Below are 22,610 nucleotides of genomic sequence, written 5' to 3'. Positions count from 1 at the left end.
GTGACCTCCGTTGAGGGGTGGAAGGGGGGTCCCCCGAGGGTCGGACGGCCCGGGGTCAGGAGATCCGGGTCCGGCCGAGTGTGAGCCAGCCCGGAACGGTGGTGTCCTGGCCGGCGTTGGCGAAGCGCAGCGGCATGCCGCCGCGCAACGGGTTGGCGGCCCGCAGGACGAGGGTGTAGTCGCCCTTCCGCAGGCCCGCGGTCCGCAGGGTGGCGGTGAGCTCGGCCGGGGCGCCGGGCATGATGCCGGTCAGCTGCCACGACGTCGTCCAGGTCCTGGCGATCCGGCCGTCGCGGCCGACGGCGGCCACCTGGAGGGGCCAGTCGTAGGAGAACGGGGCGACGCCGTCGTTCTGGATCCGGAGGGCGAGGTCGAGGCCGTGGCGGCGGTGGCCGGTCCGCACCGCGGTGGCCCGTAGCCGGTAGCCCAGCGACTTCGCGCCGGCCAGGGCCTGGTCGTAGGCCGCGCCGGTGTAGCCGGGGGTGAAGGCGTAATGGTTGAGCAGCCAGGAGGCGTGGGTCTGGGCGACGCTCGTGGCGAAGTCCTTGTCGCCGTCGCCGGGGCAGTCCATCGGCGTGTTGAACAGGCAGCCCTGCAGCTCGGGCCGCAGCTCGCCGGCGACCGTGTCGGTCTTCCACTTGTCGGTCGTGCCGGCCTGCTCCATCAGGTCCATGAAGTGCCAGCCGGGCCCCGGCAGGGTGGAGTAGGCGAAGGAGTCGTCGTGGTAGCCCAGGTCGTGCGCCTTGTTGTCGGCGCTGGGGTAGCGGACCATGAGCCTGGTCTCGTCGAAGGCCGCGTCGAAGGCGTTCAGGACCCTGAGCTGCCCGGCCTGGGAGGCGAACCAGTTCTCCGTGCCGGGATCCCCGTTGTGCGGCCAGGTGTGCCATTCGCCCCAAAAACCGAGCAGGCCGAGCTGGACGAACCCCACCCGGGCGTCGCCGTCGTAGCGGTGGCCGAGCGCGGCGATGAACCGGTCGAGCGCGGCGGCCAGGTTCGGGTCGTCGTAGTCGGGCGACACGCTCTGCCCGTTGTTGCCGAAGTCGTCGTACGGGCGGGTCAGCAGGCCCTGGTCGAGCAGGAACTGCGGAATGCCACTGGGTTTGCCTGGATAGTCGAGATAGAAGCGGAACGCCGCCTGGTGACCTCGGGCGGCGATCGCGTTCAGCTGCTCTTCCAGCTGCCGCCAGTCGAACCGGTGGGGACCGGTCATCACCGCGTTCAGCGGCAGGTAGAACCACTCCATCGAGTGCGGGAACGTCGTATAGGCGCCCGCGTAGGGGATGAAGCCCTTCAGCGGATTGGCGTCCGGAGCCTCCGCCGCCGCCAGGTTCCGCCAGCCGGGCTGGGTGGCCGCGGTCGAGCTCGGAGCGGGTAACGCCGTCGAGACCGCGGTCAGGACGGCGAGGACCGCCATCCGCGCGGCCCGGTTGATCGGGGAGTGGACCATCGAAGCCTCCACATGACGTCCGCCAAGGCCTTTATGAGCCAGCCTTGACAAATTTTCGATGAGCCACATCATTATTCGAGAGAGCGAACAAGGCAAGAGGGAACTTTTCCAGCCCTCGGCCCCACCCCCCAGGAAGAGGCACCTCGATGATCAACAGGAAGCGGGTCGGCGCGGCGCTGCTGTGCGGGCTGCTGGCGGGCACCGTGCTCACCGCGTGCGGCGGCTCCGAGACCGGCGAGCCGGCGAACGGCCCGGTCACGCTCGACTACTGGCTGTGGGACGACAACCAGCAGGCCTCCTACCAGGCCTGCGCCGATGCCTTCCACGCCGCGAACCCGAACATCACCGTCAAGATCACTCAGACGGCCTGGGCGCAGTACTGGCAGAACCTGACCACGCAGCTGGCCGCCGGCGAGGCCCCCGACGTGTGGACCAACCAGGTGTCGTACTACCCGCAGTTCGTGTCCAGCCAGCAGATCCTCGACATCCAGCCCTACGTCGACGCCGACAAGGTCGACCTGAGCCAGTACCAGGACCAGCTGACGGACCTCTGGACCAAGGACGGCCACCGGTACGGGCTGCCCAAGGACTGGGACACCGAGGCGATCGTCTACAACAGCGAGATGCTCGACAAGGCCGGCGTCAAGCCCGCCGACCTGGCCGACCTCACCTGGAACCCCGCCGACGGCGGCAGTTTCGAGCAGGTCATCGCCAAGCTCACCGTCGACGACAAGGGCCGCAACGGCCTGGACCCGGCCTTCGACAAGGACAACGTCAAGGTGTACGGCTACCAGCCGGAGTGGAACGACGGCTCCCAGGGCCAGAACGGGTGGGGCGAACTGGCCGCCGCCAACGGCTTCACCTACCTGGACAAGAACCCGTGGGGCACCCGGTACAAGTACGACGACCCCAAACTGATCGAGACCATCGGCTGGTACAAGGCGCTGACGGACAAGGGATACGCGCCCCGGTTCGACAAGCAGTCGACGCTCGGCATCGACGCGGTGATGAACTCCGGCAAGGCCGCGCTGACGATCGCGGGCTCCTGGACCATCAACACCTACCTGGGCGCCGACGCCAAGCAGAAGTTCGCGCTCGCGCCCCTGCCCGTCGGCCCGGTCGGAGTCCGCAAGAGCGCCATCAACGGCCTGTCGGACGCGATCTGGGCGGGCACCGAGAACAAGGACGCCGCGTGGAAGTGGGTGAAGTACCTCGGCTCGGCCGACTGCCAGGACGTGGTCGCCGGCAACGCCGTGGTGTTCCCCGCGATCAAGACCTCGACCGAGAAGGCGCTGGCCGCCCACCAGGCCAAGGGCCGTGACGTGCAGGTGTACGTCGACTACACCAAGACTCCCGGCGGCACGTTCCTCCTGCCGATCACCGACCACGGCACCGAGATCAGCCAGATCGTGCAGGACGCCCTGCAGTCGGTCATCCTCGGCCAGTCCGCCCCCGCTGAGGCGCTGACGAAGGCCAATCAGCAGGTCAACGGCCTGTTCGGCTGACCGTTCCATCATCTGCCCCGTTCGGCGGGAGCCACGCTGAGCATTCCGCCGGACGGTCACCGCTGCTAGAAGGAGAACCATGCCCCTGCTCGTCGACCTGGCCGGCCGTGACTTCGCGGTCGAACTCACCGGTTCCGAGCCCCCCGAGCCCGTCGAAGGCGGTCTGGTGCTGCCGCCAGGCCGGGTCGCGATCCTGCACGGCCTCGGCGACGCCCTGTTCTACCGCCACGGCCAGAACTCCTGGAGCCCGTGCGGATGGCGCCGCCTCAGCGAGCCCCCGTTGCGGATCGCCAAGCCCGAACGGCGGCTGACCGCCGACGACACCGTCTGGGACGACCCGGCCCGGCACCACTCCTCCGCCGTGGCCGCGCTGCAGGGCGCCGACGGCCAGGTGCTGCTGCTGGGCTCTCTCGGCCTGGGCACCCCCCGGCTGGCCGCCGACCACGACACCCTCGCCGGCTGGTGCGAGGACGACGGGGCTCCCTGGTTCCTCGCCTACGGCCCCGAGCAGGAGGTCTTCGCGCACTACACCGCGCGGCTGGCCGAGCGGCTGGGCAGCAGCGACCGGCGCGCCGGCAACGTGTGGTGCACCTGGTACGCCTACTACGAGGGCATCACCGAGCAGGTGCTGAACAAGGACATCGCCGCCCTGGCCGGTCTGCGGTTCGACGTCGTCCAGATCGACGACGGCTGGCAGCGGGCGGTCGGGGACTGGCTGCCCAACGACAAGTTCCCCTCCGGCATGCGGGCCCTGACCGAACGGATCACCGACGCCGGGATGGGCGCCGGCCTGTGGCTCGCCCCGTTCATCGTGCTGCCCACCTCGGCGACCGCACGCGAACATCCCGAGTTCCTGTTGCGCGACGCCGACGGGGAGCCGGTCGTCGCCGGCCACAACTGGGGCACCGGATACTGGGCGCTGGACCTCACCCACCCCGGTGTCCAGGAGCATCTCACCCGGCTGATCCACCGCGTGGTCCACGAGTGGGGCTTCACCTATCTCAAGCTCGACTTCATCAACGCCGGCGCCGTCCGGGGCGTCCGGCACTCCGGGGCGCCGCGCGAGCAGGCCTACCGGGACGCGCTCGCCCTGATCCGGCGCGTCGCGGGTCCGGAGGTCTACCTGCTCGGCAGCGGTGGCCTGCTGCTGCCCTCGCTCGGCCTCGTCGACGGGATGCGCAGCGGCCCCGACGTCGCCCCGCTGTGGACCAACTACGCCACCGACGACCCCTCGGACGCGATGGCCTACAACGCCGTGGTGAACACGCTGCACCGGCTGTGGCAGTCGCCTCTCCTCCAGGTCGACCCCGACGTGGTCTATTTCCGCAGCCGGCTCAACCTGCTCACCGACACCCAGATGGGCTGGCTGCACGACCTGGCCGCGATCTGCGGATTCAAGGCCGTCTCCGACCCGCCGTCCTGGCTGAGCCCGGACGAGCTGGAGCGGATGGCCGCATACCTCGCCGAACAGCCCGAGATCACCAGGGAGGGTCGCTACAGTTTCGCCATCGATGGCCGTACCGTCGACTTCACCGCCGCGCTGCACCCGGGGCAGCAGTACCCGATCTCGTGACGGGCGGCTAGAATTTCGCTTCAACGCAGCATAATTGGGGGGTCATGGTGGCCGAGGCGGCCGGAGCCGATGTCAGCAGGCTCCGCGAGCTCAACTCGCTCAGCATCGTCCGGGCGATGCGGGGGCAGCCACCGGCGACCGTCACCGAGCTCGCCGCCCGCACCGGCCTGTCCCGGCCCGGCACCGACGTCGTGGTCCGCGGGCTGGTCACCGACGGGTGGGTGAAGGTCGTCGAGCCCGACGGCAGCAGCGTCGGCCGCCCGGCCCGCCGTTACCGCTTCAACGCCGGCGCCGGACACGTGCTCGGCGTCGACGTCGGCGGCCACAAGATACTCGTTCTCCTCGCTGACCTCGAAGGACAGGTCCTGCGCAGCCACCGGCTGCCGGTCGACCCGGACGCGGACCCGGTCGCGCGGCTCGACGCCGTCGACACCGCCATCTCCCAGTGCCTGACGGCCGCCGGGATGCGGCCCGACCAGATCTGGGCGGTGACGGTCGGGGTGACCGGCCCCGTCGACGCGACCGGCCGTACCACGCTGTTCACCCCGCTGCCGGGCTGGGCGAGCGTTTCCCCCGCCGAGCACCTGGCGAACCGGTTCACCTGCCCGATCCTGGTCGAGAACGACTGCAAACTCGCCGCCGTCGCCGAGCGCTGGCAGGGCGCCGCGCAGGACGCCGACGACATCGTCTACCTGCTGGCGGGCATGCGCACCGGTGCCGGCCTCATCCTCGACGGCACCCTGAGGCGCGGCTACGGCGGAGCGGCCGGTGAGATCGGCGCGCTCAAGGCGGTCCGCTGGCTCTCCGCCCCCTCCCATATCGAGAACTGCCCCGGCGTGCCTGCGGACATCCATCCGAACGACAAGGCCGCCTGGGTCTTCGAACGTGCCCGCGAAGGCGACCGCGACGCCAGAACCGCGCTGCGCCGCTACGTCAAGGACCTGGCCATCGGGGCCGCGGCCCTCGTGCTGACCCTGGACCCGCAGGTCGTCATCCTCGGCGGCGGCTACTCCCGCTCCGCCGACCTCCTCATCGATCCCCTGGAGCAGGAGCTACGCCGCCTCTGCCTGCGCGTCCCCGAGATCAGGGCCTCCGACCTGGGCGCGGACAGCGTCGCCCTCGGCGCGCTGCGCGTCGCCCTGGACCAGGTCGACGCGCGACTGTTCACCGACGGGATGCCCGCGCCCCTCACCGCCCACGCCTGAGGCCCTACTTGCTGTGCGCGATCTGGATCAGATTGCCGCAGGTGTCGTCCAGGACCGCCGTGGTGACCGGGCCCATCTCCAGCGGCTCCTGGGTGAAGCGGACGCCGAGCCCGCGCAGCCGCTCGAACTCCGCGGCCACGTCCTCCACGGCGAAGGAGGCGGCCGGGATGCCGTCCTCGACCAGCGCCTCCTTGTACGGCTTCACGGCGGGATGGCCGTCGGGCTCCAGCAGCAGCTCGGTCCCGTCGAGGTCCTCCGGCGAGACCACGGTGAGCCAGCGGTCCTCGCCCAGCGGGACCTCGGTCTTCTTCACGAAGCCGAGCACGTCGGTGTAGAAGCGCAGGGCCTTGTCCTGGTCATCGACGAAGACGCTGGTCAGGTGGATTCTCATGAGGTTTCTCCGATTTGTCGGGTTTGAGCCATCGGGTGACGATGAGCTCAAGGGGTTCGGTGTTCAGGTCGTGGAACTTGTAGCGGCCCTGGCGCCGCGATCGGACCAGACCCGCAGATTCGAGTACGGCCAGATGCTGACTGATCGCCTGGCGGGAAAGGCCCAGACCGTGCTTGGACGCCAGCCGAGCGCAAATCTCGAACAGGGTCTGACCGTCCCGTTCCACCAGCTCATCGATGATGTGCCGGCGGGTGGGGTCGGCCAGGGCCTTGAAGACATCATCCGCCATGACCCCCACAATAGGCAAGTCGTCACTTGCCTATCAAGACCCGCACTCCGCAGCCCGGGGTCAGGTCAGTCGAGGATGTCGGCGTGCAGGGCGCGCAACACGGCGTTCGTCCGGTCCCGCGCCCCGAGCTTGAGCAGCACGGCCGACACGTGGTTCTTGACCGTGCCCTCGGCCAGGAACAGCGCCCGCGCGATCTCGCGGTTGCTGTACCCCTCCGCGACCAGCCGGAGCACCTCCAGTTCGCGCTCGGTGAGCCGCTGGATCGCGGGCAGGCCGGACTCGTCCGGCGACGGGCGGCGGCGTACCGCGCGTAACAGCCGGTCGGTGATCGACGGCGAGATCAACGTCCCCCCGCCCGCCAGCACGCGGATGGCCCTGGTCAGCCGCTCCAGCGTCACGTCCTTCAGCAGATAGCCGCCCGCCCCCGCCCGCATCGCGTCCAGGACGAGATCGTCGTTGTCGAACGTGGTCAGCACGAGCACCGGCGGCACGTCGCCCGCCCACTCGCGCAACGCGGTGAGTGTCCAGATCCCGTCGTGGCGCGGCATGCGCAGATCGAGCAGGACGACGTCGGGGGAGTGCTCCTCGATCGCCGCCAGCGCGGACATGCCGTCGTCGGCCTCTCCCACCACCTGGATGTCCTCGGTCAGGTCGAGCAGGCTGCGGATGCCCTGCCGCACCAGGGTCTGGTCGTCGACCACGATCACGCGGATCATCATCGGGCCGGCACGGTGGTGGGCACAGTGGCGGTCACCCGGAACCCGTCGCTGCTGTCGAGCCGCACGTCGCCGCCGATCGCGTCGACGCGCTCGCGCAGGCCGCGCAGGCCGTTGCCGAGCCGTAGCTGCGGGCTGCCGCGCCCGTCGTCGACCGAGGTGAGCCGAACGGCCCGATCCGGCGTGCTCTCGATCCGGATGCTCAGGGAGGTCGCGCCGGCGTGCCGGACGGTGTTGGTGATGATCTCCTGGACGACCCGGATGAGGGTCAGGGTCACCTCCTCGGAAGGGCGTACGTCGTCGTCGATCCACACGCCGATGTCCAGCCCGGGGATGTCGCGTACCACGGCGTTCAGAGATTCGCGCAGGTCGGGGGCGTCGGCGCGGAGCTGACCCACGGTCGCGCGCACGTCGCGCAGCAGGTTGCGCGCCACCCCGTCGGCGCGCTCGATGTGCGTGCGTGCGGCGGGGCCGTCGTGGTGCCGGGCGACCTCCAGCTCCAGGGTGAGCGCCGTGAGCTGGTGCCCCATGAGATCGTGCAGTTCGCGGGCGATGCGCAGGCGTTCGTGGGCGCGCGCGGTGTCGGCCAGGACGACGCTCGCGGCCCGCAGCTCCAGATGCGCCTCGGCCAGCTCGCGGCGCAGCCGCTGCTCCCGGATGATCGCCAGCGAGCTGAGCAGCGTCGCCGCCTGGATCAGCAGATACAGCAGCGTGTGCAGGCCGACCTCGGCGTAGGAGGCGCCGGCGAGGCTCGCGGTCGCGGCGATGACGGCGGTGTTGAGCGCGATCACCAGCGGCCCCGCCCACCTCGGCGCGACGTAGGCGCCCATGGCCGCGGTGAAGACCAGCAGGATCGGCAGCCACCCGGCGCTGGACGCGGTCAGGACGGTCAGCCAGCCCAGCACGACCGACGCGCCGTAGCAGGCCCAGGCCACCCTGGGGCGGCGATCCTCCCAGGCCGCGGCGGCCAGCAACGTGGTCAGCAGGGCCGCGAACAGCACCCCCCACACCGGCAGGGGCACGCGCGTCCCGGCCGCGCCGAGCAAGGTCGGTGTGCCCACCGCGACACACACCAGCAATACCGCCAGGCCCGCCCACGTGTCCGGCTCAACTCGCCGCATACCGCCACTGTAGTGGCGTTTCCCGGCACGCCCCGGTGCCGAAAGTCATGGGTGCCGATGCTGACCATCGGCACAGGCGTCCGGGGCTCCACCCTTCCTAAGGTCGACGGCATGCCTGCGACACCACCGTCCGCCGCCGTCGAGGCGGAACGACTGCACAAGCGCTACCGCTCCAAGGTCGCCGTCGAGGAGGTCAGTCTGTCGGTCGCCACCGGGGAGATCCTCGGCATCCTGGGACGCAACGGCGCCGGCAAGACGACCACCGTCGAGTTGATCGCCGGGCTCAGACGGCCCGACCGCGGCACCGTCCGCGTGCTCGGCCTGGACGTCCGGCGCGACCGGGCCCGGCTGCGCCAGGTCCTCGGCGTCCAGCTGCAGGACGCCACCCTGCACGCCGCGCTCACCGTCACCGAGCTGGTCCGCCTGTACGCGACCTTCTACCGTGACCCGTTGCCGGCCGGCGAGCTGATCGAGTCGGTCGGCCTGACCGCCTCCGCCCGCACCCGCTTCGAGAGCCTGTCCGGCGGCCAGCAGCAGCGGCTGTCGATCGCGCTCGCCCTGGTCGGCCGGCCCCGGGTGGTGATCCTCGACGAGCTCACCACCGGACTCGACCCCGAGGCGCGCCGCCAGATGTGGTCCACCGTCGAGCGACTGCGCGAGTCCGGCGTGACCATCCTGCTCGTCAGCCACGCCATGGAGGAGGTCGAGCGGCTGTGCGACCGGGTCGCGCTGCTCGACGCCGGGCGGGTCGTCGCCCTCGACGCGCCGGCGGGGCTCATCAGGCGGGCCGGGTTCGCCCAGCGGATCACCTTCCACGCGGTCTCGCCGGTGCCCGACGGGCTGCTGGAAGGGCTCGCCGGGGTGGAGCGGGTACGCGCCGACGGCGGCCGGGTCGTCGTCGAAGGGCGCGGCGACCTGCTCCAGACCGTCAGCGTCGCCCTCGTCCGCGCCGGCGTCGTGGCCACCGAGACCCGCAGCGAGCAGGCCGGCCTGGACGACGCCTTCGTCGCCCTGACCGGCCACCGGCTCGACACCGAGGAGGAGACCGTCCGATGACCGACATCGCCGTGCACCGCCCCGGCCCCCGGGCCTTCGCCGAGCTGCTGATCTGCGAGCTCAAGATGGTGGCCCGCGACACCGCCGGGCTGATCGTGCCGATCGGCCTGCCCATGCTCATCCTGGTGATGAACGCCTCGGCCGCCGGCCGGGAGACCGTCGCGCACGGCCGCACCGCGCTCGACGTCTTCGTGCTGCCCCTGGTGTTCACGATGGTCGCGGCCACGACCGGCATCGTCAACATGCCGAGTTTCCTGGCCTACTACCGCCGCAGCGGCATCCTGCGCCGCCTGGGCGTGACGCCGGCCTCGCCCACGATGGTCCTGGTCGCCCAGGCCGTGGTCGGGGTGCTGCAGATCGCCGTGGGCATCGCGGCCGCGTGGATCCTGGCCATGCTGGCGTTCGACGCCAACCCGCCCGTGCGCGTCGGCGCGGCGATAGGCGTGCTGGCGCTGACGGTGGCCGCCATGTACGCCGTCGGGCTGATCGTCGCGGCGCTGTCGCCCACGCCGAACTCCGCCGTGGCGATCGGCCTGACCGTCTTCTTCCTCCTGGGAGCCACCGGCGGCATGTTCGGCGGCCGTGACAGCCTGCCGGAGGCGATCGCCGTGATCGGGCAGTGGCTGCCGTTCGGCGCCGGGACCCAGGCCCTGTCGGCCGCCTGGATGGGCGCGCCCGTCGAGGCCGCGCACCTGATCGGCCTCGGGTGCTGCGTGGTCTTCGGCACGGTCGTCGCGGCGGTGTTCTTCCGCTGGGACTGATTCCGAGGTGTCCGATCCGGGGCGCCGGCTCCGACGTCCCGGGTATATCCGGTCCTCAGATGGGAGCACAGGTCATGGGCAAGGTGATCGGCAGCGCGACGGTCTCGCTGGACGGCTTCATCGCCGACGAGTCGGACCGGGTGGGTCCGCTCTTCCGATGGTACGACAACGGGGACATACGGTTCTTCGGCTCGTACGACGGCCCACCGGCGCTCCTCGGCGACCCGGAGATTGTCCAGGGCGACCGGGTCACCCATCTGCGCTACGACGTCCGTCTTTAGCGGCGTATCGGCTGAACTTTCAGATCATGTGGAGGTTTCGCCGATATCGTGCGCTCGTGAACGATATGGAATCCCTTGTCATCGCCCGGCGGCTCCGCGTTCCCGTGGGTGCGGTCCCTGCCGGTCCCACGCCCGGCTGGGGGGAGATCGCCGCCCGCCAGCTCGACGCGGCGCTGCTCAGCGTCGGCTTCGCCTGCTCGCCGGCGCTGCTCGAACGGCTGTCAGGGCTGCGCGGTGAGACCGTGCTCGACCTGGGCGTTCGCGTCCTGGCCGCCGTTCGCGAGCTGGTGGGCGACCACGTTCAGCACAACGCGTACTTCATCGACTTCCCGGAGAACGTGCCCGACACCCTGGAGTTCTGGGCCGGTCTGCTGCGTGAGGCCCTGCTCGACGTGGTCGTCGCCGAGCGGGTCCAGCCGGCGACGGTGAACCTGCTGACGTTGCCGGGTTACGGCCGCTACCAGCACGGCTACGCCGACCTGCTGGCCGCGCACGCCGAGCTGGTCCCGCTGGCGGGCGACCGGGTGACCGTGCTGGACCTGGGCGGGAGCCTGGAGGAGGAGGCGCGCGAGCTCTACTTCTCGCTGGCGGGTTCAGAGGCGCCGCTCGCCGAGGAGGACCTCGCGGTGCTGCGCGCCCTGGCCGGGTTCTGCGCCGACGAGCCGGAGCGCGTCCCGGTGCGTGAGAACCGCGCCATCGTCAACGAGGTGCGCCTGGCGGCGGGACGGCCGCTGCTCGTGGACACGGTGACCGACGTGCTGCGGCTCGCCTGCGGGGTCTCCGGCGGCGATGTCACGCTGTCGGCGCCGACCAGGTTCCGCTCGTTCCGCCGCGCCGAGCGCCGCGTCCTGCTCCAGGCGCTGGACGCCGTCGCCACCCCGGCCAAGCTCGGCGACGTGCCCCGCCACCGCGAGCAGTGGAAGCGGCTCGGCGAGCGACTGCACCCCCACGAGTACCCGCGCCTTCCTCGGGCCGCGCACGTCTTCGAGGTGGCCAGAGGGGTGCGCCGGGCCGCGAGCCTCGACGGCCGCGTCGAGGCCGCCCTGTCGGCGGGCCGCACCGGCGACGCGCTCGCGCTCCTGGAGAACACGCCGGGCGCGCTGCTGCGCCGCCTCGACCACCTGCTGCGCACGGGCCACTCCGCGTCGGCCGTGCTCGACGCCGCGGAGCAGGCCGCGACGGGCGTCTCCGGCCGCGTCCTGCTGTCGCTACGCGAACACCTGCAGAACCGCCTCGCCCCGGCCGCCGGCCGCGTCTTCGTCAACCGGCACGGCAGGGCGTGGGCGGCCCCCGACGCCCGCGCGCCGCTCGGCGAGCAGGTCCTGGCGCGGGCGGTCGCCATGCTGGACGAAGAGATCACCCGCCGCCTGCCCGACCCGGGCGAGCTGATCCTCGATCCCGGCGTGCTGGACGTCGCCCTGCCCCTGTCGGGCAAGGCCGTCGTCCCCGGCCTGGGCATGCTGCCGCGCGGATCGCTGTCGCCGGTCGACGGCGAGCTGCTGCGTTTCTTCGTGCACTGGCGGCAGGCCGCGCAGCGCACCGACTACGACCTGTCCGCGCTCATGCTGGACGCCGACTACGGCAACCCCGAGCACATCTCGTGGACGAACTACGGCAACGACTTCGCCGAGTACTCCGGCGACCTCACCAGCGCGAAGGACGGCGCGTCGGAGTTCATCAACGTCCGGCTGGCCGACGCGACCAGGCCGATCATCATCCCGCAGGTCTTCATCTTCACCGGCGAGGGCTTCGACGAGGCCGCCGAGGCGTTCTTCGGCTACATGACCAGGGACGCCGAGCAGGAGGGCAGGCCGTTCGAACCCCGCACGGTGCGGATGAAGTCCGACCTGCGCGGCGCGGGCCGCGTCGCGCTGCCCTTCGTCGTCCTGCGCGACGACGACAGCCGCTGGTGGGTGAAGTGGCTGCACCTCTACCTGAAGGGGTACCCGCACTTCAACCAGGTGGAAGGCCACCGAGTCACCGCCTCCCTGCTGGTGCGCTCGATCGTGGAGCGCGACCACCTGCGGGTCCGCCACCTGGCCGACCTGCTGCGGGCGAAGAACTCGACGGCCGGGCACACCACGTACATCGGGCTGCAGGCGCCGGCCGACCTGCCGGAGGGAGCGCGGGTGTACACGCCGGCGACGCTGCACGAGCTGATCCCCGCCTGATAAGGTCACGATCGTGAGGCCATGGGAGGGCTTCCTTCTCACGCTTATGCGTCATTTCCAGCCTTCCCGCTCTCCTCCATCCTGGTCGTGAGGCCATTCGCGCGCTTCCTTCTCACCTGGTTCAGTCCAGGTAGGTACCCCCTAGGGGGACCACTGGTACAGCTAGCTCGCGAGCCTTCCTCACGACCGGTTCGCCACGGGCCCCGCCCCTGGGCCTGGTCGTCCTTCACGCGACCGCCTGGGCGGCGGCGCGGCCGGCCTGGCGGCCGGAGAACAGGCAGCCGCCGAGGAAGGTGCCTTCCAGGGAGTTGTAGCCGTGGACGCCGCCGCCGCCGAACCCGGCCGCCTCGCCGACCGCGTACAGGCCGCTGATGGGGGTGCCGTCCAGGCCGAGGGCGCGCGCATCGAGGTCGGTCTGGATGCCGCCGAGGCTCTTGCGGGTCAGGATGTGCAGCTTGACGCCGATCAGCGGACCGGCCTGCGGGTCCAGGATGTGGTGCGGGGTGGCGGTGCGGCTGAGCCGGTCGCCGAGGAAGCGCCGTGAGTTGTGGATGCCCTGCACCTGAGCGTCCTTGCTGTAGGGGTTGTCGACCTGCATGTCACGGGCCTCGATCTGGCGGCGCAGCTCGCCGGCGTCGAGCAGCGGCTTGTCGGTCAGGTCGTTCATCTTCGCCACCAGTTCGTCCAGCGTGCCGGCGACGACGAAGTCCGCGCCGTTCCGCTTGAAAGCCTCCACGGGAGCGGGCGCCCCCTTGCCGAAGATCCGATTCCGCAGCACCGCCTGCCGGCTCCCGCTGGTGATGTCCGGGTTCTGCTCCGAGCCCGACAGGGCGAACTCCTTCTCGATGATCTTCTGGTTGAGGATGAACCACGAGTGGTCGTATCCGGCGATGTCGGGGGTGGTGCGCAGATACTTGAGGGTGCCGAGGGTGTCGTGGCCGGGCAGGCACGAGTCCGGCAGGCGGCGGCCCAGCGCGTCGAACCACATCGACGACGGCCCCGGGAGGATCCGGATCCCGTGCTCGGGCCAGATGGAGTTCCAGTTCTGCACGCCTTCGGTGTAGTGCCACATCCGATCCCGGTTGACCATGCGGGCTCCCGCCTCGGTGCTGATGGCCAGCATCCGCCCGTCCACGTAGGCCGGCACGCCCGTGATCATGTTCTGCGGGGCGGTGCCCAGCCGCTGGGGCCAGTAGTGGCGCACCAGGTCGTGGTCCCCGCCGATCCCGCCGCTGGCGATGATGACCGCCTGCGCCGTCAACTCGAATGAGCCCGTCGTCTCACGGCTGGAGGCCACCCCCCGCAGCGAGGGGTCGTCCTTCAGGACACTGCCCCGCACCCCGGTGACGGCGCCGTCCTGGACGACGAGTTCGTCGACCTGGTGACGGTGGTAGAACGTGAGCAGTCCCGCGTCGGCCGCTCGCTCGGCGCTGCGCACGAACGGGCCCACCACGCCCGTTCCCGTGCCCCAGGCCACGTGAAACCGGGGCACGGAGTTGCCGTGACCGTCGGCCCGCAGGCCACCGCGCTCCGCCCAGCCCACGATCGGCGTCAGCTTGATGCCCTGGGCGGCAATCCACGACCGCTTCTCGCCCGCGGCGAACTCGACGTACGCACGGGCCCAGCGCACCGCCCAGGCGTCCTCGTCGTCCAGGCGGTCGAACCGGGCGCTCGCCTGCCAGTCGCTCCATGCCAGCTCGAAGGAGTCCTTCACCCTCAACCGGCGCTGCTCGGGCGAGTTCACCACGAAAAGCCCGCCGAACGACCAGTACGCCTGCCCTCCCAGGTTGGCGGCGTTCTCCTGATCGACCAGGGCCACCTTACGGCCCTGGCCGGTCAGCTCCTGGGCCGCGACCAGCCCGGACAGTCCCGCACCCACGATGATGACGTCCGCGTCCACAGTGGTACTCCCTTGCTCGAGCGTGTGTTGATGGTGAAGCGACGGTCATCCGTTCTTCCTGCGGGGGCGTGCGCCCAGTGCCGCCAGGCCGCCCTGGACGTCCTCGATGACCAGCCGTTCGGCGGTCGCCGAGTCGCCCTGCCGCAGGGCGCGGACCAGGGCGCGGTGACCGGCGTAGCGGTCCAGCCCGAAGCGGTCGTCCGCGGCGATCTTCTCCAGGCGCAGGGCCCGGCGCTCGGGCTGCGAGAAGACCTGGGACTGCTCCAGGAGGCGGATCAGCATCGGGTTGGCCGCACAGGCGTTCACCGCGTCGTTGAACTCCTGCATCCGGTCGAGCAGCGCGGTGATGTGCCGGTCGACGTTCTCGCCGTTGCGGTGCCGGGTGATGATGACGATCAGCAGGTCGTCGGCGTCGTCGAGGATCGCGTCGAGCACGTCCAGCTGCTCCGGCGTGGCGTTGCGGGCCGCGAAGCGGGCCACCAGGCCCCGCAGACCTATCTCCACCTCGGCGAGATCGTCGATGGCGCGCTCGGCGATGTCGGCCACGACGACCGTCCGGGGGCCCGTGCGCTGGATGAGCCCGTCATGTTCGAGCCGGAGCAGCGCCTCGCGCACCGGGGTCGGGCTCACCATCAGCTGCTCGGCCAGGCCCCGCTCGGTCACCTTCTCGCCGGGGCGCAGCCTGCCGGTCCCGATCGCCTCCCGGAGGGTCTGGTAGGCGAGATCGGCCCGGGTCTCGCCGCGCGCAGGGGGCCGGTCCGTCGTCGACTTGACCATCATGGCCTCACGATAACAGCAGCAATGGCGTACCCAGATGATATGCGTTGACTTTTTTGCTATGGCAACTAGTGTGACTCCTGCCACAGCCGAGGAGGACGTCATGGCCAGCGCAACGCGAGCTGAAAGCCGTACGGCCGACACCAGAAGGATCACGTTCTACGTGGCCCTGGCGGTGTTCGCCCAGGAGTCGACCTGGAACTTCTACGACAGCCGGGTGCCCGAGCTCCTGCGGGACCACATCGCGAGCGCCGCCGTGATCGGCCTGATCATGGGCATGGACAACCTGCTGGGCCTCTTCATCCAGCCCTACATGGGCAACCGGTCGGACAACACCCGGACCGCGTGGGGTCGCCGGATTCCGTATCTGGCGGTCATGATGCCGGTGGGCGCCGCACTGTTCCTGCTCATCCCGCACATGACGTCACTGGGCTGGCTGATCCTGGCGATCTTCCTCTACGCGCTGGTGATGAACAGCTCCAAGCCCATCAGCGAGTCGCTCATGCCCGACTTCATCGAGCCCGCGCGCCGCAGCCGGGCGAACGCCGTGGTGAAGATCGCGTCAGCGCTGACCGTCATCGTGGCCGCCCTGGTCAGCCTGCTGCTGGTCGACGACCACCCGAAGCTGGCCTTCGCCGTTCCGTCCGGGATCATGCTGGTGGCGGTGGCGGTGCTCGTCTGGCGGGTACGGGACAACCGCTCGCCGGCCTACCAGGCCGCTCTCGCGGAGGACGAGGCGTCGGCGGCCACGGGATCGCGTGACACGAACGTCAAGGTCAAGTTCAGGACCGTCATCAGCGACCTGGTTTTCGATTCCGACCGGAGCCGGCTTCTGGTGATCTTCGCCGTGTTCGTCTTCGGCGGAGCATGGTTCTCCTCACGTTCTCTGATGACTCCGTACGGCGTGGAGGTCCTCGGCCTGTCCGACGGCGAGGCGGGCGGACTGACGCTGCCGAGCGGGATCGTCTTCATCCTCGCCGCCTTCCCCGCGGCGCTGCTCGCCGAGCGTTTCGGGCGGCTGCGGGTGATGGCTTCCGGGATATCGATCCTCACCGCGGGCATGATCCTCGGGACCGTCTTCCAGAGCCCGACGATGACCGTCGTGGCGTTGTGCCTCGCGGCGGCCGGCGCCACCGGGTTCATGATCAACGCACTCGTCGTGCTGTGGAACCTGGCTCCGTCGAGCCGCGTCCTGGGCACGTACACCGGCCTGTACACGGTCGGATGGGCCAGCGGGGGATTCGCCGGGCCGGCCCTCGTCGGTCTGGCGGTCGACCTCACGGGATGGCATCTGATGCTCCTGCACACCGCCGTCCTGGCCGTCATCGCCGTCGCGCTGGTCATCCGGGTGGACCGGCTCCGGCGCGCGAGCGACAACAGGGAGAGCGCCGAGTGACCACCCCGCCGAGGCCCGCCGGGCCGGCATGACCAGCGATCACTGACGAGATGAGGACGACATGATGAGGACACCCGCGACCGAGGATCGCGTGCCGAAGGACACGATCAGGGTCCTGGCCCCCAGCGGAATGCTCGGGGCGGGGTTCCCCAAGGAGACGATCGATCGGGGGATCGAGCTCGGCGCCGACGTGATCGCTCTCGACGGTGGTTCCACCGACTCCGGGCCGTACTACCTGGGCTCGGGGACGGCGAAGACGACGGCCGCGGCCGTCGCCCGTGACCTGCGGATCCTGCTGCGGGCCGCGGCCGGCGCCGGCATCCCGCTGGTCGTCGGCTCGTGCGGCACGAGCGGCACCGACTCCGGCGTCGACTGGGTCGCCGGCATCGTGGACGGAATCCTGCGGGAGGAGGGCCTGGACCTGAAGGTCGCCCGCGTCTACAGCGAGCAGACGGCCGCCGCTCTGAAGGAGAAACTCAACGAGGGACGGGTGCACCCGCTGCCCCCGATGGGCGACCTGGACGCCGCCACGCTGGACGACTGCAGCCACATCGTCGGCATGATGGGCCACGAACCCATCGCGCTGGCCCTGGAGGCCGGGGCCGACGTGGTGCTCGCCGGCCGCGCCACCGACACCGCCGTCGCCGCCGCGTACCCGTTGATGAAGGGCATGCCGGCGGGCCCCACCTGGCACGCGTCCAAGATCATCGAGTGTGGCGGGCAGTGCACCACCAACCCGCGCACCGGCGGCGTCCTCGCCAGCATCGACCAGGAGGGCTTCACCGTCGAGCCACTGGACCCGGCCGCCGCGTGCACCACGACGTCGGTGGCGGCGCACATGCTCTACGAGACGGTCAACCCGTTCGAGATGCGCGAGCCGGCGGGCACGCTGGTGGTCTCCGACGCGGTCTACACCGCGCTGGACGAGCGCCGGGTGCGCGTGGAGGGGTCCCGTTTCGAACTCGCCGACCAGTACACGATCAAGCTCGAAGGAGCCCGCGTCACGGGCTGCGAGACCATGTCCTTCACCGCCATCCGGGATCCGCACATCCTCGCCCGGATCGAGGAGTGGGCCGCGCTGATGCACGAGGTCCTCGCCGGGCGTGTACGGCAGACCCTGAGCCTCGACCCCGCCGAGTACGCCGTGGACCTCCGTCTGTACGGGTACAACGCCGTCCTGGGGGCCATCGACCCGGCGTCCGGGCCGCCCCGGGAGGTCGGGGTGATGCTGCTGGTCAACGCCCCGGACCAGGCCACGGCCACGGCGATCGCCAAGATCGCGAATCCGCTGATGCTCCATCTCCCGACTCCCGACATGGACTACCTGCCCAGCCTGGCCTTCGCCACCTCGCCGGCTGAGAGCGAGCGCGGCCCCGCCTACCAGTTCGTGCTCAACCACGTCGTGGACGTCGACGAGCCCACCGACATGTTCCGCATCGAGATCGCCGAAGGTGACACCCGTGACTGACGACCGCAGGCCCACGCTGGGCGAACTGGCCCTGGAGGTCCGTTCGAAGAACGCCGGCCCGTTCTGGGTCACCATGGAGCTCTTCATGCGCGACGCCGAAGGCTACGCGACCGTCGCCGACGAGGGCTTCATCAACGAGGAGGTCATCGCGCGACTGTACGACCTCGACCCGGCGGACATCCAGATCTTCCGTATCCCCGCCCTCAACGTCGTGAAGATCTCGTTCCCCCGCCCGGTGGCGCAGGGCAGCCTGCGCGACCGGGACATCCACGCGGGCCAGCACCACGTCCCCTTGGCGGCGCTCGTGCCCGCATGACAGTTCCCGAACCCGGAGCCGCCATGCCAGACGAACCGCGTGACGCTGCGCTGGCTGCGACGGCGGCTGGAGGGGCGGCTTGCATAACCGGAACGTCCTTCCGTATAGTAACGGAACGACGCTCCGCTTTTATTCGGCGTACGGCCGCAAAGGAGCGTTCACACTGACATCCACCAGTTGAAGGACGCCTCTCATGGCTCACAGGCAACACCCCGTCGGCACCGGATTCACCGCCGCGTCGACGGTCGACGACGTCCTCGCGGGCCTCGACCTGTCCGGCAGGAACGTCGTCGTCACCGGCGGCCACTCCGGGATCGGCCTGGTGGCCACCCGTGCGCTGGCCGAGGCCGGCGCCTCGGTCACCGTCGGCTCGCGCGACCCGGACCGTGCCGCGGCCACGGTGGCCGGGATCGAAGGCGTCGAGGTCGGCCGGCTCGACCTGCTCGACCCGGCCTCGATCGACGCCTTCGCCGCCCGCTACGCCGGTTCCGGCCGTCCGCTGCACATCCTGCTCAACAACGCGGCCTTCCCGGGCACCGCCGAGATCGTGCGGGATGCGCGCGGCTACGAGGCGCAGTTCGCGACCAACCATCTCGGCCACTTCCAGCTGACCCTGGGCCTGCTGCCCGCGCTGCGTGCCGCCCACGGCGCCCGGGTGGTCAACACGACATCCGGTGCCCAGCGGATGTCCGGCATCCTGTGGGACGACCCGCACTTCACCACCGGCGGCTACGACCCCGGCCTCGCCTACGCCCAGTCCAAGACCGCCAACGTGCTGTTCGCGGTCGAGCTGGACCGCCGCTGGGCCGCCGACGGGATCCGTGGTTACGCCGCGCACCCGGGCGTCGTGGCCGCCACCGCCTTCAACAGCGCGGTCGGCCAGGACGCGCAGCGGGCCATGGGACTGGTCGACGAGTCCGGCCGGCCGATCATCGACCCCGAGCGCGGGAAGAAGACACTGCGGCAGGGAGCCGCCACGATCGTGTTCGGGGCCACCAGCCCCTTGCTCGCCGAGATCGGCGGGGTCTACCTGAACAACAACGACGTCTCCCGGCTGAACGACGAACAGCCGCCTGTCACCGCGCGGGAGATCTCGGCCGACGTCGTGTCCCACTCCATCGACCCGCGATCCGCCGAGCGGCTCTGGGAGCTGAGCGAGCGGATGCTCAAGGCGTGACCCGGCGCTCCGGCGTCAGGCCGTGTACTGGTACGCGGAGTAGGTGAGGTAACCAACGTCACCGCCCTAAGGCTGCTTCGCGTTCCACGGCGCCCTCTCTCGGGCACTGCGGTTACGCTAGAACCTCACATGGATGTCAGAGGCAACGACCTGTGGCAGAGGTCACAACTGGGAGGGCGACGTGCGCATCGGGGAATTGGCGTCACGGACCGGAGTCAGCGTCCGGTCCCTTCGCTACTACGAGGAGCAGGGGCTGCTCATCAGCTCCCGCAGTGCCAGCGGGCAGCGCCACTACACGGGTCGCGAGATCGAGCGGGTCACGCTCATCCAGCGGCTGTATGCCGCCGGCCTGTCCAGCCGCACGATCATCGAACTGCTGCCGTGCACCGAGTCGCCCAGCGAGGAGAACTCCGACGCCGCGCTGGCGCGGATGGCGCAGGAACGCGACCGGCTGTCCGAGCACATCGCCGACCTCATCCGCACCCGGGACACCCTCGATGAGCTCATGGCCGTGAACCGGGCACACCGCGAGACCCTCCGGCCGGCATTGGCCTCCTGACTCACGCGAGAAAAATGAGTGGTGGCCGCCGGGGGCCGGTGCTCACAGTGGGACTGTGCCAGAGGACCATTTCGGTGAGCATGTAGCGGAGACCTATGAGGCCAAGTGGCCGGAGTTGTTCGATCCGGCGGTCGTCGATCCGGCGGTGAGCTTCCTTGCCGACCTGGCCGTGCCGGGTGCCGCGCTTGAGTTCGGCGTCGGCACCGGCCGGATCGCGCTGCCGCTGAGCGGGCGGGGGGTCCGCGTGCGGGGGATCGACCTGTCACCCGCCATGGTGGCGCGGCTCCGGGCGAAGCCGGGCGCGGAGAACGTCGCCGTGGTCACCGGCGACTTCGCGACGACCCGGGTGGACGGGACCTTCGCGCTCGTCTACCTGGTGCGTAACACGATCACGAACCTCACGACGCAGGACAGCAGGAGCCATGTCTCGGTCTGGCGGAAGCCGGCTCGCCTTACCCCGTAGTCCTCCCCGTCCGCGCTGGTCGACACAGTCGCCGCGACCCGGTCATGAGCCCTGCAAAATGTCCGCGATACCGGGGATATGCGCAAGTCGCCCCGTCTTGACCTGTCACTCTGGAATACTCTTGCGCGATCATGTCAACGAGCCCGGAGTGGGACGACCTCTTGCGTATCCCCCCTCGCCCCAACCCCCAGCGGACCTTCGATCCGCCCCCAGGCGTCGCTGCCCCGAGGCAGGGCGATCCGGCGGAGGTGGGACCGTACCGGATCATCGGACGGCTCGGGGCCGGCGGCATGGGGATCGTCTACGCGGGCGTCGACGCCGCCGGCCGGCGGGCCGCGGTCAAGCTGATCCACGACATGCATGCCGCGAACACCGAGTTCAGGGTACGGTTCCGGCGCGAGGTGGCGATGCTGCGCCGGGTCCAGGGCACCTGCTGCGTACGGATGCTCGCGGCCGACGCCGACGCCCGGCAGCCGTGGCTGGCGACGGAGTACATCGCCGGGCGCACGCTGGATGAGCACGTACGCGTCGAGGGGCCGCTCGGCGGCGACGGGTTGTTCGGGCTCGCCGCCGGGCTCGCGGAGGCGCTGGTCGCCGTCCATAGGGCGGGCGTGGTGCACCGGGATCTCAAGCCATCCAACGTGATGATCTCTCCGGCGGGCCCGCGCCTGGTCGACTTCGGCATCGCCCGCGCGCTCGACGGCACGTCCCTCACGGCGACCGGCCACGTGATCGGCTCTCCGGGATGGGTGAGCCCTGAGGACTACGCCGGTACCCCGGCAGGACCGGCCGCCGACGTCTACGGCTGGGCGCTCGTCGTCGTGTACGCGGCGATGGGGGAGCAGCCGTACGGCGCCAGCCGCCCGGAGGTGCTCGCCCACCGGGTCATGACCGCGACGGTCGACACCGCCAAGGTGCCCGAGGGGCTGCGGCCGACGGTCGACAGGGCCCTGGCGAAGGCGCCCGGGGCACGTCCGGCCATGGACGAAGTGCTGGCGGTGGTCGCCGACGCCTGGCGCGATCACCATGGCGAGACGGGGCACCGGACGAGGGATCCCGCGACCGACGTCACGGCCCGGCTGAAGCGCGTCTGGGCCTTCCCCGGGAGCGACGCCGGCCCCCCGGGAGACACCGCTCCCCCCGGGGGAGGTGTCGCGGACTGGCCGTCGGAGCCCGTCCGGGCGCGCAAGAGCCGCTTACGGCGCGCCTCGCCCGTCGTCGCCGTGGTGGCGGCCGTCGGGTGCGCGGGCGCGATCCTGCTCAACGTCCAGCCGGACTCACCCAGCGGGCGGCGTACGGAATCATCGGCTTCCGCCACGGCCGGCGCCCCGTCGTCGCCACCGGCGTCCCCCGTGGCGAGCGTCCCGGACACCCCGGCGGACCTGGCCGCCGCCCTCGACCTGGCGATCAGTGCCACCCCGGCCGCCACCTTCTCCTTCGCCGGGGCCTTTACGCAGAGCAGCGTCTCCGCGAAGGCGAGTGGCCGCCTCCTGGGCCGCGATTCCTCGGCCGAGGACGACTTCCAGATGCGGATCACCCCCTCCGACACACCTGCCGCCAGTTACGTTGTCGCAGGCGGGGATCTGTACGTGGACAAGCCGGGCGCGTCCGCCATGGCCCTGGCGGACCAGAAGGCCGGGAGCGCGCGTTGGTACGCGTTCATGGTCGCCGGACTGGCCGGGCCGTCCGTCGTCCACCAGGTGGTCATGCACTCCGCCGACATGCGCCGGACGGGCCGGACCTATAGCGGCGGCCTGCGCACGGCCGAGACGAGCGGCCGGCTGCGGATGTTGCTGGACTCCTGGCGGGGCGGGAACGTGGACGGGCAGGACGACAACTCGTACATCGATTACGAGCTCACCGTCGACGAGGACAACCGTCCGGAGAAATTCGTCCTGACCTGGAAGGTTCCGGTGAGCGGCAGCGGCATGTACGAGTCCGTGTTCACCACGACCTACCGCGGGTGGAAGGAGGCGGGGGAGATCTCCAAGCCCGCGGCGGGTTAGCCTCGCGAACCGCGCTCGTCCCCTGCGCTCGT

Annotated in this window: 21 protein-coding genes; 14 read left to right on the top strand and 7 right to left on the bottom strand. The window is 70.6% G+C overall.

Translation table 11 applies throughout. From position 1 onward, the window contains the following. Positions 1 to 55: 55 nt before the first annotated feature. A complete protein-coding gene (locus ACTMTF_RS08075) occupies positions 56 to 1,447 on the bottom strand; it encodes a DUF4832 domain-containing protein (protein WP_441109999.1) in 1,392 nt (463 codons plus the stop codon). Between the two features lie 146 nt (positions 1,448 to 1,593). Between ACTMTF_RS08075 and ACTMTF_RS08070 the strand changes: the two genes are divergently transcribed. The 3 genes from ACTMTF_RS08070 to ACTMTF_RS08060 all read left to right on the top strand — a co-directional run bounded on the left by ACTMTF_RS08070 (position 1,594) and on the right by ACTMTF_RS08060 (position 5,730). Continuing rightward, positions 1,594 to 2,952 (top strand): ABC transporter substrate-binding protein, encoded by a 1,359-nt coding sequence (locus ACTMTF_RS08070; RefSeq protein WP_441109998.1) that lies wholly within the window; start codon positions 1,594 to 1,596, stop codon positions 2,950 to 2,952. Positions 2,953 to 3,031: 79 nt separating this feature from the next. Beyond that, complete coding sequence (locus ACTMTF_RS08065) at positions 3,032 to 4,525, top strand: glycoside hydrolase family 36 protein (protein ID WP_441109997.1); 1,494 nt, start codon at positions 3,032 to 3,034, stop codon at positions 4,523 to 4,525. 44 nt (positions 4,526 to 4,569) lie between these two features. Then, positions 4,570 to 5,730 carry an ROK family protein gene (locus tag ACTMTF_RS08060; protein ID WP_441109996.1) on the top strand — a complete coding sequence of 387 codons (1,161 nt, stop codon included), beginning with the start codon at positions 4,570 to 4,572 and terminating at the stop codon, positions 5,728 to 5,730. Between the two features lie 4 nt (positions 5,731 to 5,734). Here ACTMTF_RS08060 and ACTMTF_RS08055 read toward each other — a convergent pair whose 3' ends face one another. The 4 genes from ACTMTF_RS08055 to ACTMTF_RS08040 form a co-directional block, all read right to left on the bottom strand. Then, positions 5,735 to 6,121 carry a VOC family protein gene (locus ACTMTF_RS08055; protein ID WP_397012765.1) on the bottom strand — a complete coding sequence of 129 codons (387 nt, stop codon included), beginning with the start codon at positions 6,119 to 6,121 and terminating at the stop codon, positions 5,735 to 5,737. Continuing rightward, positions 6,087 to 6,410 carry an ArsR/SmtB family transcription factor gene (locus tag ACTMTF_RS08050; RefSeq protein ID WP_441109995.1) on the bottom strand — a complete coding sequence of 108 codons (324 nt, stop codon included), beginning with the start codon at positions 6,408 to 6,410 and terminating at the stop codon, positions 6,087 to 6,089. Before ACTMTF_RS08050 ends, ACTMTF_RS08055 begins: the two co-directional genes overlap by 35 nt. 65 nt (positions 6,411 to 6,475) lie before the next feature. Further along, positions 6,476 to 7,126, bottom strand: coding sequence for a response regulator (locus ACTMTF_RS08045; RefSeq protein WP_441110631.1), 651 nt, complete (start codon positions 7,124 to 7,126; stop codon positions 6,476 to 6,478). After that, positions 7,126 to 8,247 carry a sensor histidine kinase gene (locus ACTMTF_RS08040; protein ID WP_441109994.1) on the bottom strand — a complete coding sequence of 374 codons (1,122 nt, stop codon included), beginning with the start codon at positions 8,245 to 8,247 and terminating at the stop codon, positions 7,126 to 7,128. The genes ACTMTF_RS08045 and ACTMTF_RS08040 overlap by 1 nt, the downstream gene beginning before the upstream one ends. Before the next feature lie 111 nt (positions 8,248 to 8,358). Between ACTMTF_RS08040 and ACTMTF_RS08035 the strand changes: the two genes are divergently transcribed. The 4 genes from ACTMTF_RS08035 to ACTMTF_RS08020 all read left to right on the top strand — a co-directional run bounded on the left by ACTMTF_RS08035 (position 8,359) and on the right by ACTMTF_RS08020 (position 12,516). Next, positions 8,359 to 9,303 carry an ABC transporter ATP-binding protein gene (locus ACTMTF_RS08035; protein ID WP_441109993.1) on the top strand — a complete coding sequence of 315 codons (945 nt, stop codon included), beginning with the start codon at positions 8,359 to 8,361 and terminating at the stop codon, positions 9,301 to 9,303. Continuing rightward, positions 9,300 to 10,064, top strand: a complete 765-nt coding sequence (locus ACTMTF_RS08030; protein ID WP_441109992.1) for an ABC transporter permease — start codon at positions 9,300 to 9,302, stop codon at positions 10,062 to 10,064. Before ACTMTF_RS08035 ends, ACTMTF_RS08030 begins: the two co-directional genes overlap by 4 nt. A gap of 59 nt (positions 10,065 to 10,123) precedes the next feature. Next, positions 10,124 to 10,345, top strand: coding sequence for a hypothetical protein (locus ACTMTF_RS08025; RefSeq protein ID WP_441109991.1), 222 nt, complete (start codon positions 10,124 to 10,126; stop codon positions 10,343 to 10,345). Between the two features lie 65 nt (positions 10,346 to 10,410). Next, positions 10,411 to 12,516, top strand: coding sequence for a hypothetical protein (locus ACTMTF_RS08020; RefSeq protein ID WP_441110630.1), 2,106 nt, complete (start codon positions 10,411 to 10,413; stop codon positions 12,514 to 12,516). A 226-nt stretch (positions 12,517 to 12,742) separates the two neighbouring features. Here the strand turns inward: ACTMTF_RS08020 and ACTMTF_RS08015 are convergent, their stop codons facing one another. Then, complete coding sequence (locus tag ACTMTF_RS08015; protein WP_441109990.1) at positions 12,743 to 14,416, bottom strand: FAD-binding dehydrogenase; 1,674 nt, start codon at positions 14,414 to 14,416, stop codon at positions 12,743 to 12,745. Between the two features lie 45 nt (positions 14,417 to 14,461). Next, complete coding sequence (locus ACTMTF_RS08010) at positions 14,462 to 15,196, bottom strand: GntR family transcriptional regulator (RefSeq protein WP_441109989.1); 735 nt, start codon at positions 15,194 to 15,196, stop codon at positions 14,462 to 14,464. Positions 15,197 to 15,296: 100 nt separating this feature from the next. On the opposite strand from ACTMTF_RS08010, the gene ACTMTF_RS08005 reads away from it, so the two are divergent. The 7 genes from ACTMTF_RS08005 to ACTMTF_RS07975 all read left to right on the top strand — a co-directional run bounded on the left by ACTMTF_RS08005 (position 15,297) and on the right by ACTMTF_RS07975 (position 22,578). Then, positions 15,297 to 16,589 (top strand): MFS transporter, encoded by a 1,293-nt coding sequence (locus ACTMTF_RS08005; protein ID WP_441109988.1) that lies wholly within the window; start codon positions 15,297 to 15,299, stop codon positions 16,587 to 16,589. Between the two features lie 61 nt (positions 16,590 to 16,650). After that, positions 16,651 to 18,057, top strand: a complete 1,407-nt coding sequence (locus ACTMTF_RS08000) for an acyclic terpene utilization AtuA family protein (protein WP_441109987.1) — start codon at positions 16,651 to 16,653, stop codon at positions 18,055 to 18,057. After that, positions 18,050 to 18,373 carry a DUF4387 domain-containing protein gene (locus tag ACTMTF_RS07995; RefSeq protein WP_397012742.1) on the top strand — a complete coding sequence of 108 codons (324 nt, stop codon included), beginning with the start codon at positions 18,050 to 18,052 and terminating at the stop codon, positions 18,371 to 18,373. Before ACTMTF_RS08000 ends, ACTMTF_RS07995 begins: the two co-directional genes overlap by 8 nt. 193 nt (positions 18,374 to 18,566) lie before the next feature. Next, positions 18,567 to 19,550 carry an SDR family NAD(P)-dependent oxidoreductase gene (locus tag ACTMTF_RS07990; protein WP_441109986.1) on the top strand — a complete coding sequence of 328 codons (984 nt, stop codon included), beginning with the start codon at positions 18,567 to 18,569 and terminating at the stop codon, positions 19,548 to 19,550. A gap of 181 nt (positions 19,551 to 19,731) precedes the next feature. After that, positions 19,732 to 20,109 carry a MerR family transcriptional regulator gene (locus ACTMTF_RS07985; RefSeq protein ID WP_441110629.1) on the top strand — a complete coding sequence of 126 codons (378 nt, stop codon included), beginning with the start codon at positions 19,732 to 19,734 and terminating at the stop codon, positions 20,107 to 20,109. A 55-nt stretch (positions 20,110 to 20,164) separates the two neighbouring features. Further along, positions 20,165 to 20,572 carry a class I SAM-dependent methyltransferase gene (locus tag ACTMTF_RS07980; RefSeq protein ID WP_441109985.1) on the top strand — a complete coding sequence of 136 codons (408 nt, stop codon included), beginning with the start codon at positions 20,165 to 20,167 and terminating at the stop codon, positions 20,570 to 20,572. Positions 20,573 to 20,703: 131 nt separating this feature from the next. Next, positions 20,704 to 22,578, top strand: coding sequence for a serine/threonine protein kinase (locus tag ACTMTF_RS07975; protein ID WP_441109984.1), 1,875 nt, complete (start codon positions 20,704 to 20,706; stop codon positions 22,576 to 22,578). The last annotated feature ends 32 nt before the right edge of the window (positions 22,579 to 22,610 follow it).

It is taken from the genome of Nonomuraea sp. ZG12, assembly GCF_052068115.1.
GTDB lineage: Bacteria > Actinomycetota > Actinomycetes > Streptosporangiales > Streptosporangiaceae > Nonomuraea.
This window is presented reverse-complemented; position numbering and strand designations above follow the sequence as displayed.

Excerpts from the sequence above, each read along its gene's own strand:
- ACTMTF_RS08040 (WP_441109994.1), bottom strand. The coding sequence starts at position 8,247 with ATGCGGCGAGTTGAGCCGGACACGTGGGCGGGCCTGGCGGTATTGCTG.
- ACTMTF_RS07990 (WP_441109986.1), top strand. The coding sequence starts at position 18,567 with ATGGCTCACAGGCAACACCCCGTCGGCACCGGATTCACCGCCGCGTCG.
- ACTMTF_RS08025 (WP_441109991.1), top strand. The coding sequence starts at position 10,124 with ATGGGAGCACAGGTCATGGGCAAGGTGATCGGCAGCGCGACGGTCTCG.
- ACTMTF_RS08075 (WP_441109999.1), bottom strand. The coding sequence starts at position 1,447 with ATGGTCCACTCCCCGATCAACCGGGCCGCGCGGATGGCGGTCCTCGCC.
- ACTMTF_RS08055 (WP_397012765.1), bottom strand. The coding sequence starts at position 6,121 with ATGAGAATCCACCTGACCAGCGTCTTCGTCGATGACCAGGACAAGGCC.
- ACTMTF_RS08060 (WP_441109996.1), top strand. The coding sequence starts at position 4,570 with ATGGTGGCCGAGGCGGCCGGAGCCGATGTCAGCAGGCTCCGCGAGCTC.
- ACTMTF_RS08070 (WP_441109998.1), top strand. The coding sequence starts at position 1,594 with ATGATCAACAGGAAGCGGGTCGGCGCGGCGCTGCTGTGCGGGCTGCTG.
- ACTMTF_RS07975 (WP_441109984.1), top strand. The coding sequence starts at position 20,704 with ATGTCAACGAGCCCGGAGTGGGACGACCTCTTGCGTATCCCCCCTCGC.
- ACTMTF_RS08035 (WP_441109993.1), top strand. The coding sequence starts at position 8,359 with ATGCCTGCGACACCACCGTCCGCCGCCGTCGAGGCGGAACGACTGCAC.
- ACTMTF_RS08030 (WP_441109992.1), top strand. The coding sequence starts at position 9,300 with ATGACCGACATCGCCGTGCACCGCCCCGGCCCCCGGGCCTTCGCCGAG.
- ACTMTF_RS08000 (WP_441109987.1), top strand. The coding sequence starts at position 16,651 with ATGATGAGGACACCCGCGACCGAGGATCGCGTGCCGAAGGACACGATC.
- ACTMTF_RS08065 (WP_441109997.1), top strand. The coding sequence starts at position 3,032 with ATGCCCCTGCTCGTCGACCTGGCCGGCCGTGACTTCGCGGTCGAACTC.
- ACTMTF_RS08050 (WP_441109995.1), bottom strand. The coding sequence starts at position 6,410 with ATGGCGGATGATGTCTTCAAGGCCCTGGCCGACCCCACCCGCCGGCAC.
- ACTMTF_RS08020 (WP_441110630.1), top strand. The coding sequence starts at position 10,411 with ATGGAATCCCTTGTCATCGCCCGGCGGCTCCGCGTTCCCGTGGGTGCG.
- ACTMTF_RS08010 (WP_441109989.1), bottom strand. The coding sequence starts at position 15,196 with ATGATGGTCAAGTCGACGACGGACCGGCCCCCTGCGCGCGGCGAGACC.
- ACTMTF_RS08045 (WP_441110631.1), bottom strand. The coding sequence starts at position 7,126 with ATGATCCGCGTGATCGTGGTCGACGACCAGACCCTGGTGCGGCAGGGC.
- ACTMTF_RS08005 (WP_441109988.1), top strand. The coding sequence starts at position 15,297 with ATGGCCAGCGCAACGCGAGCTGAAAGCCGTACGGCCGACACCAGAAGG.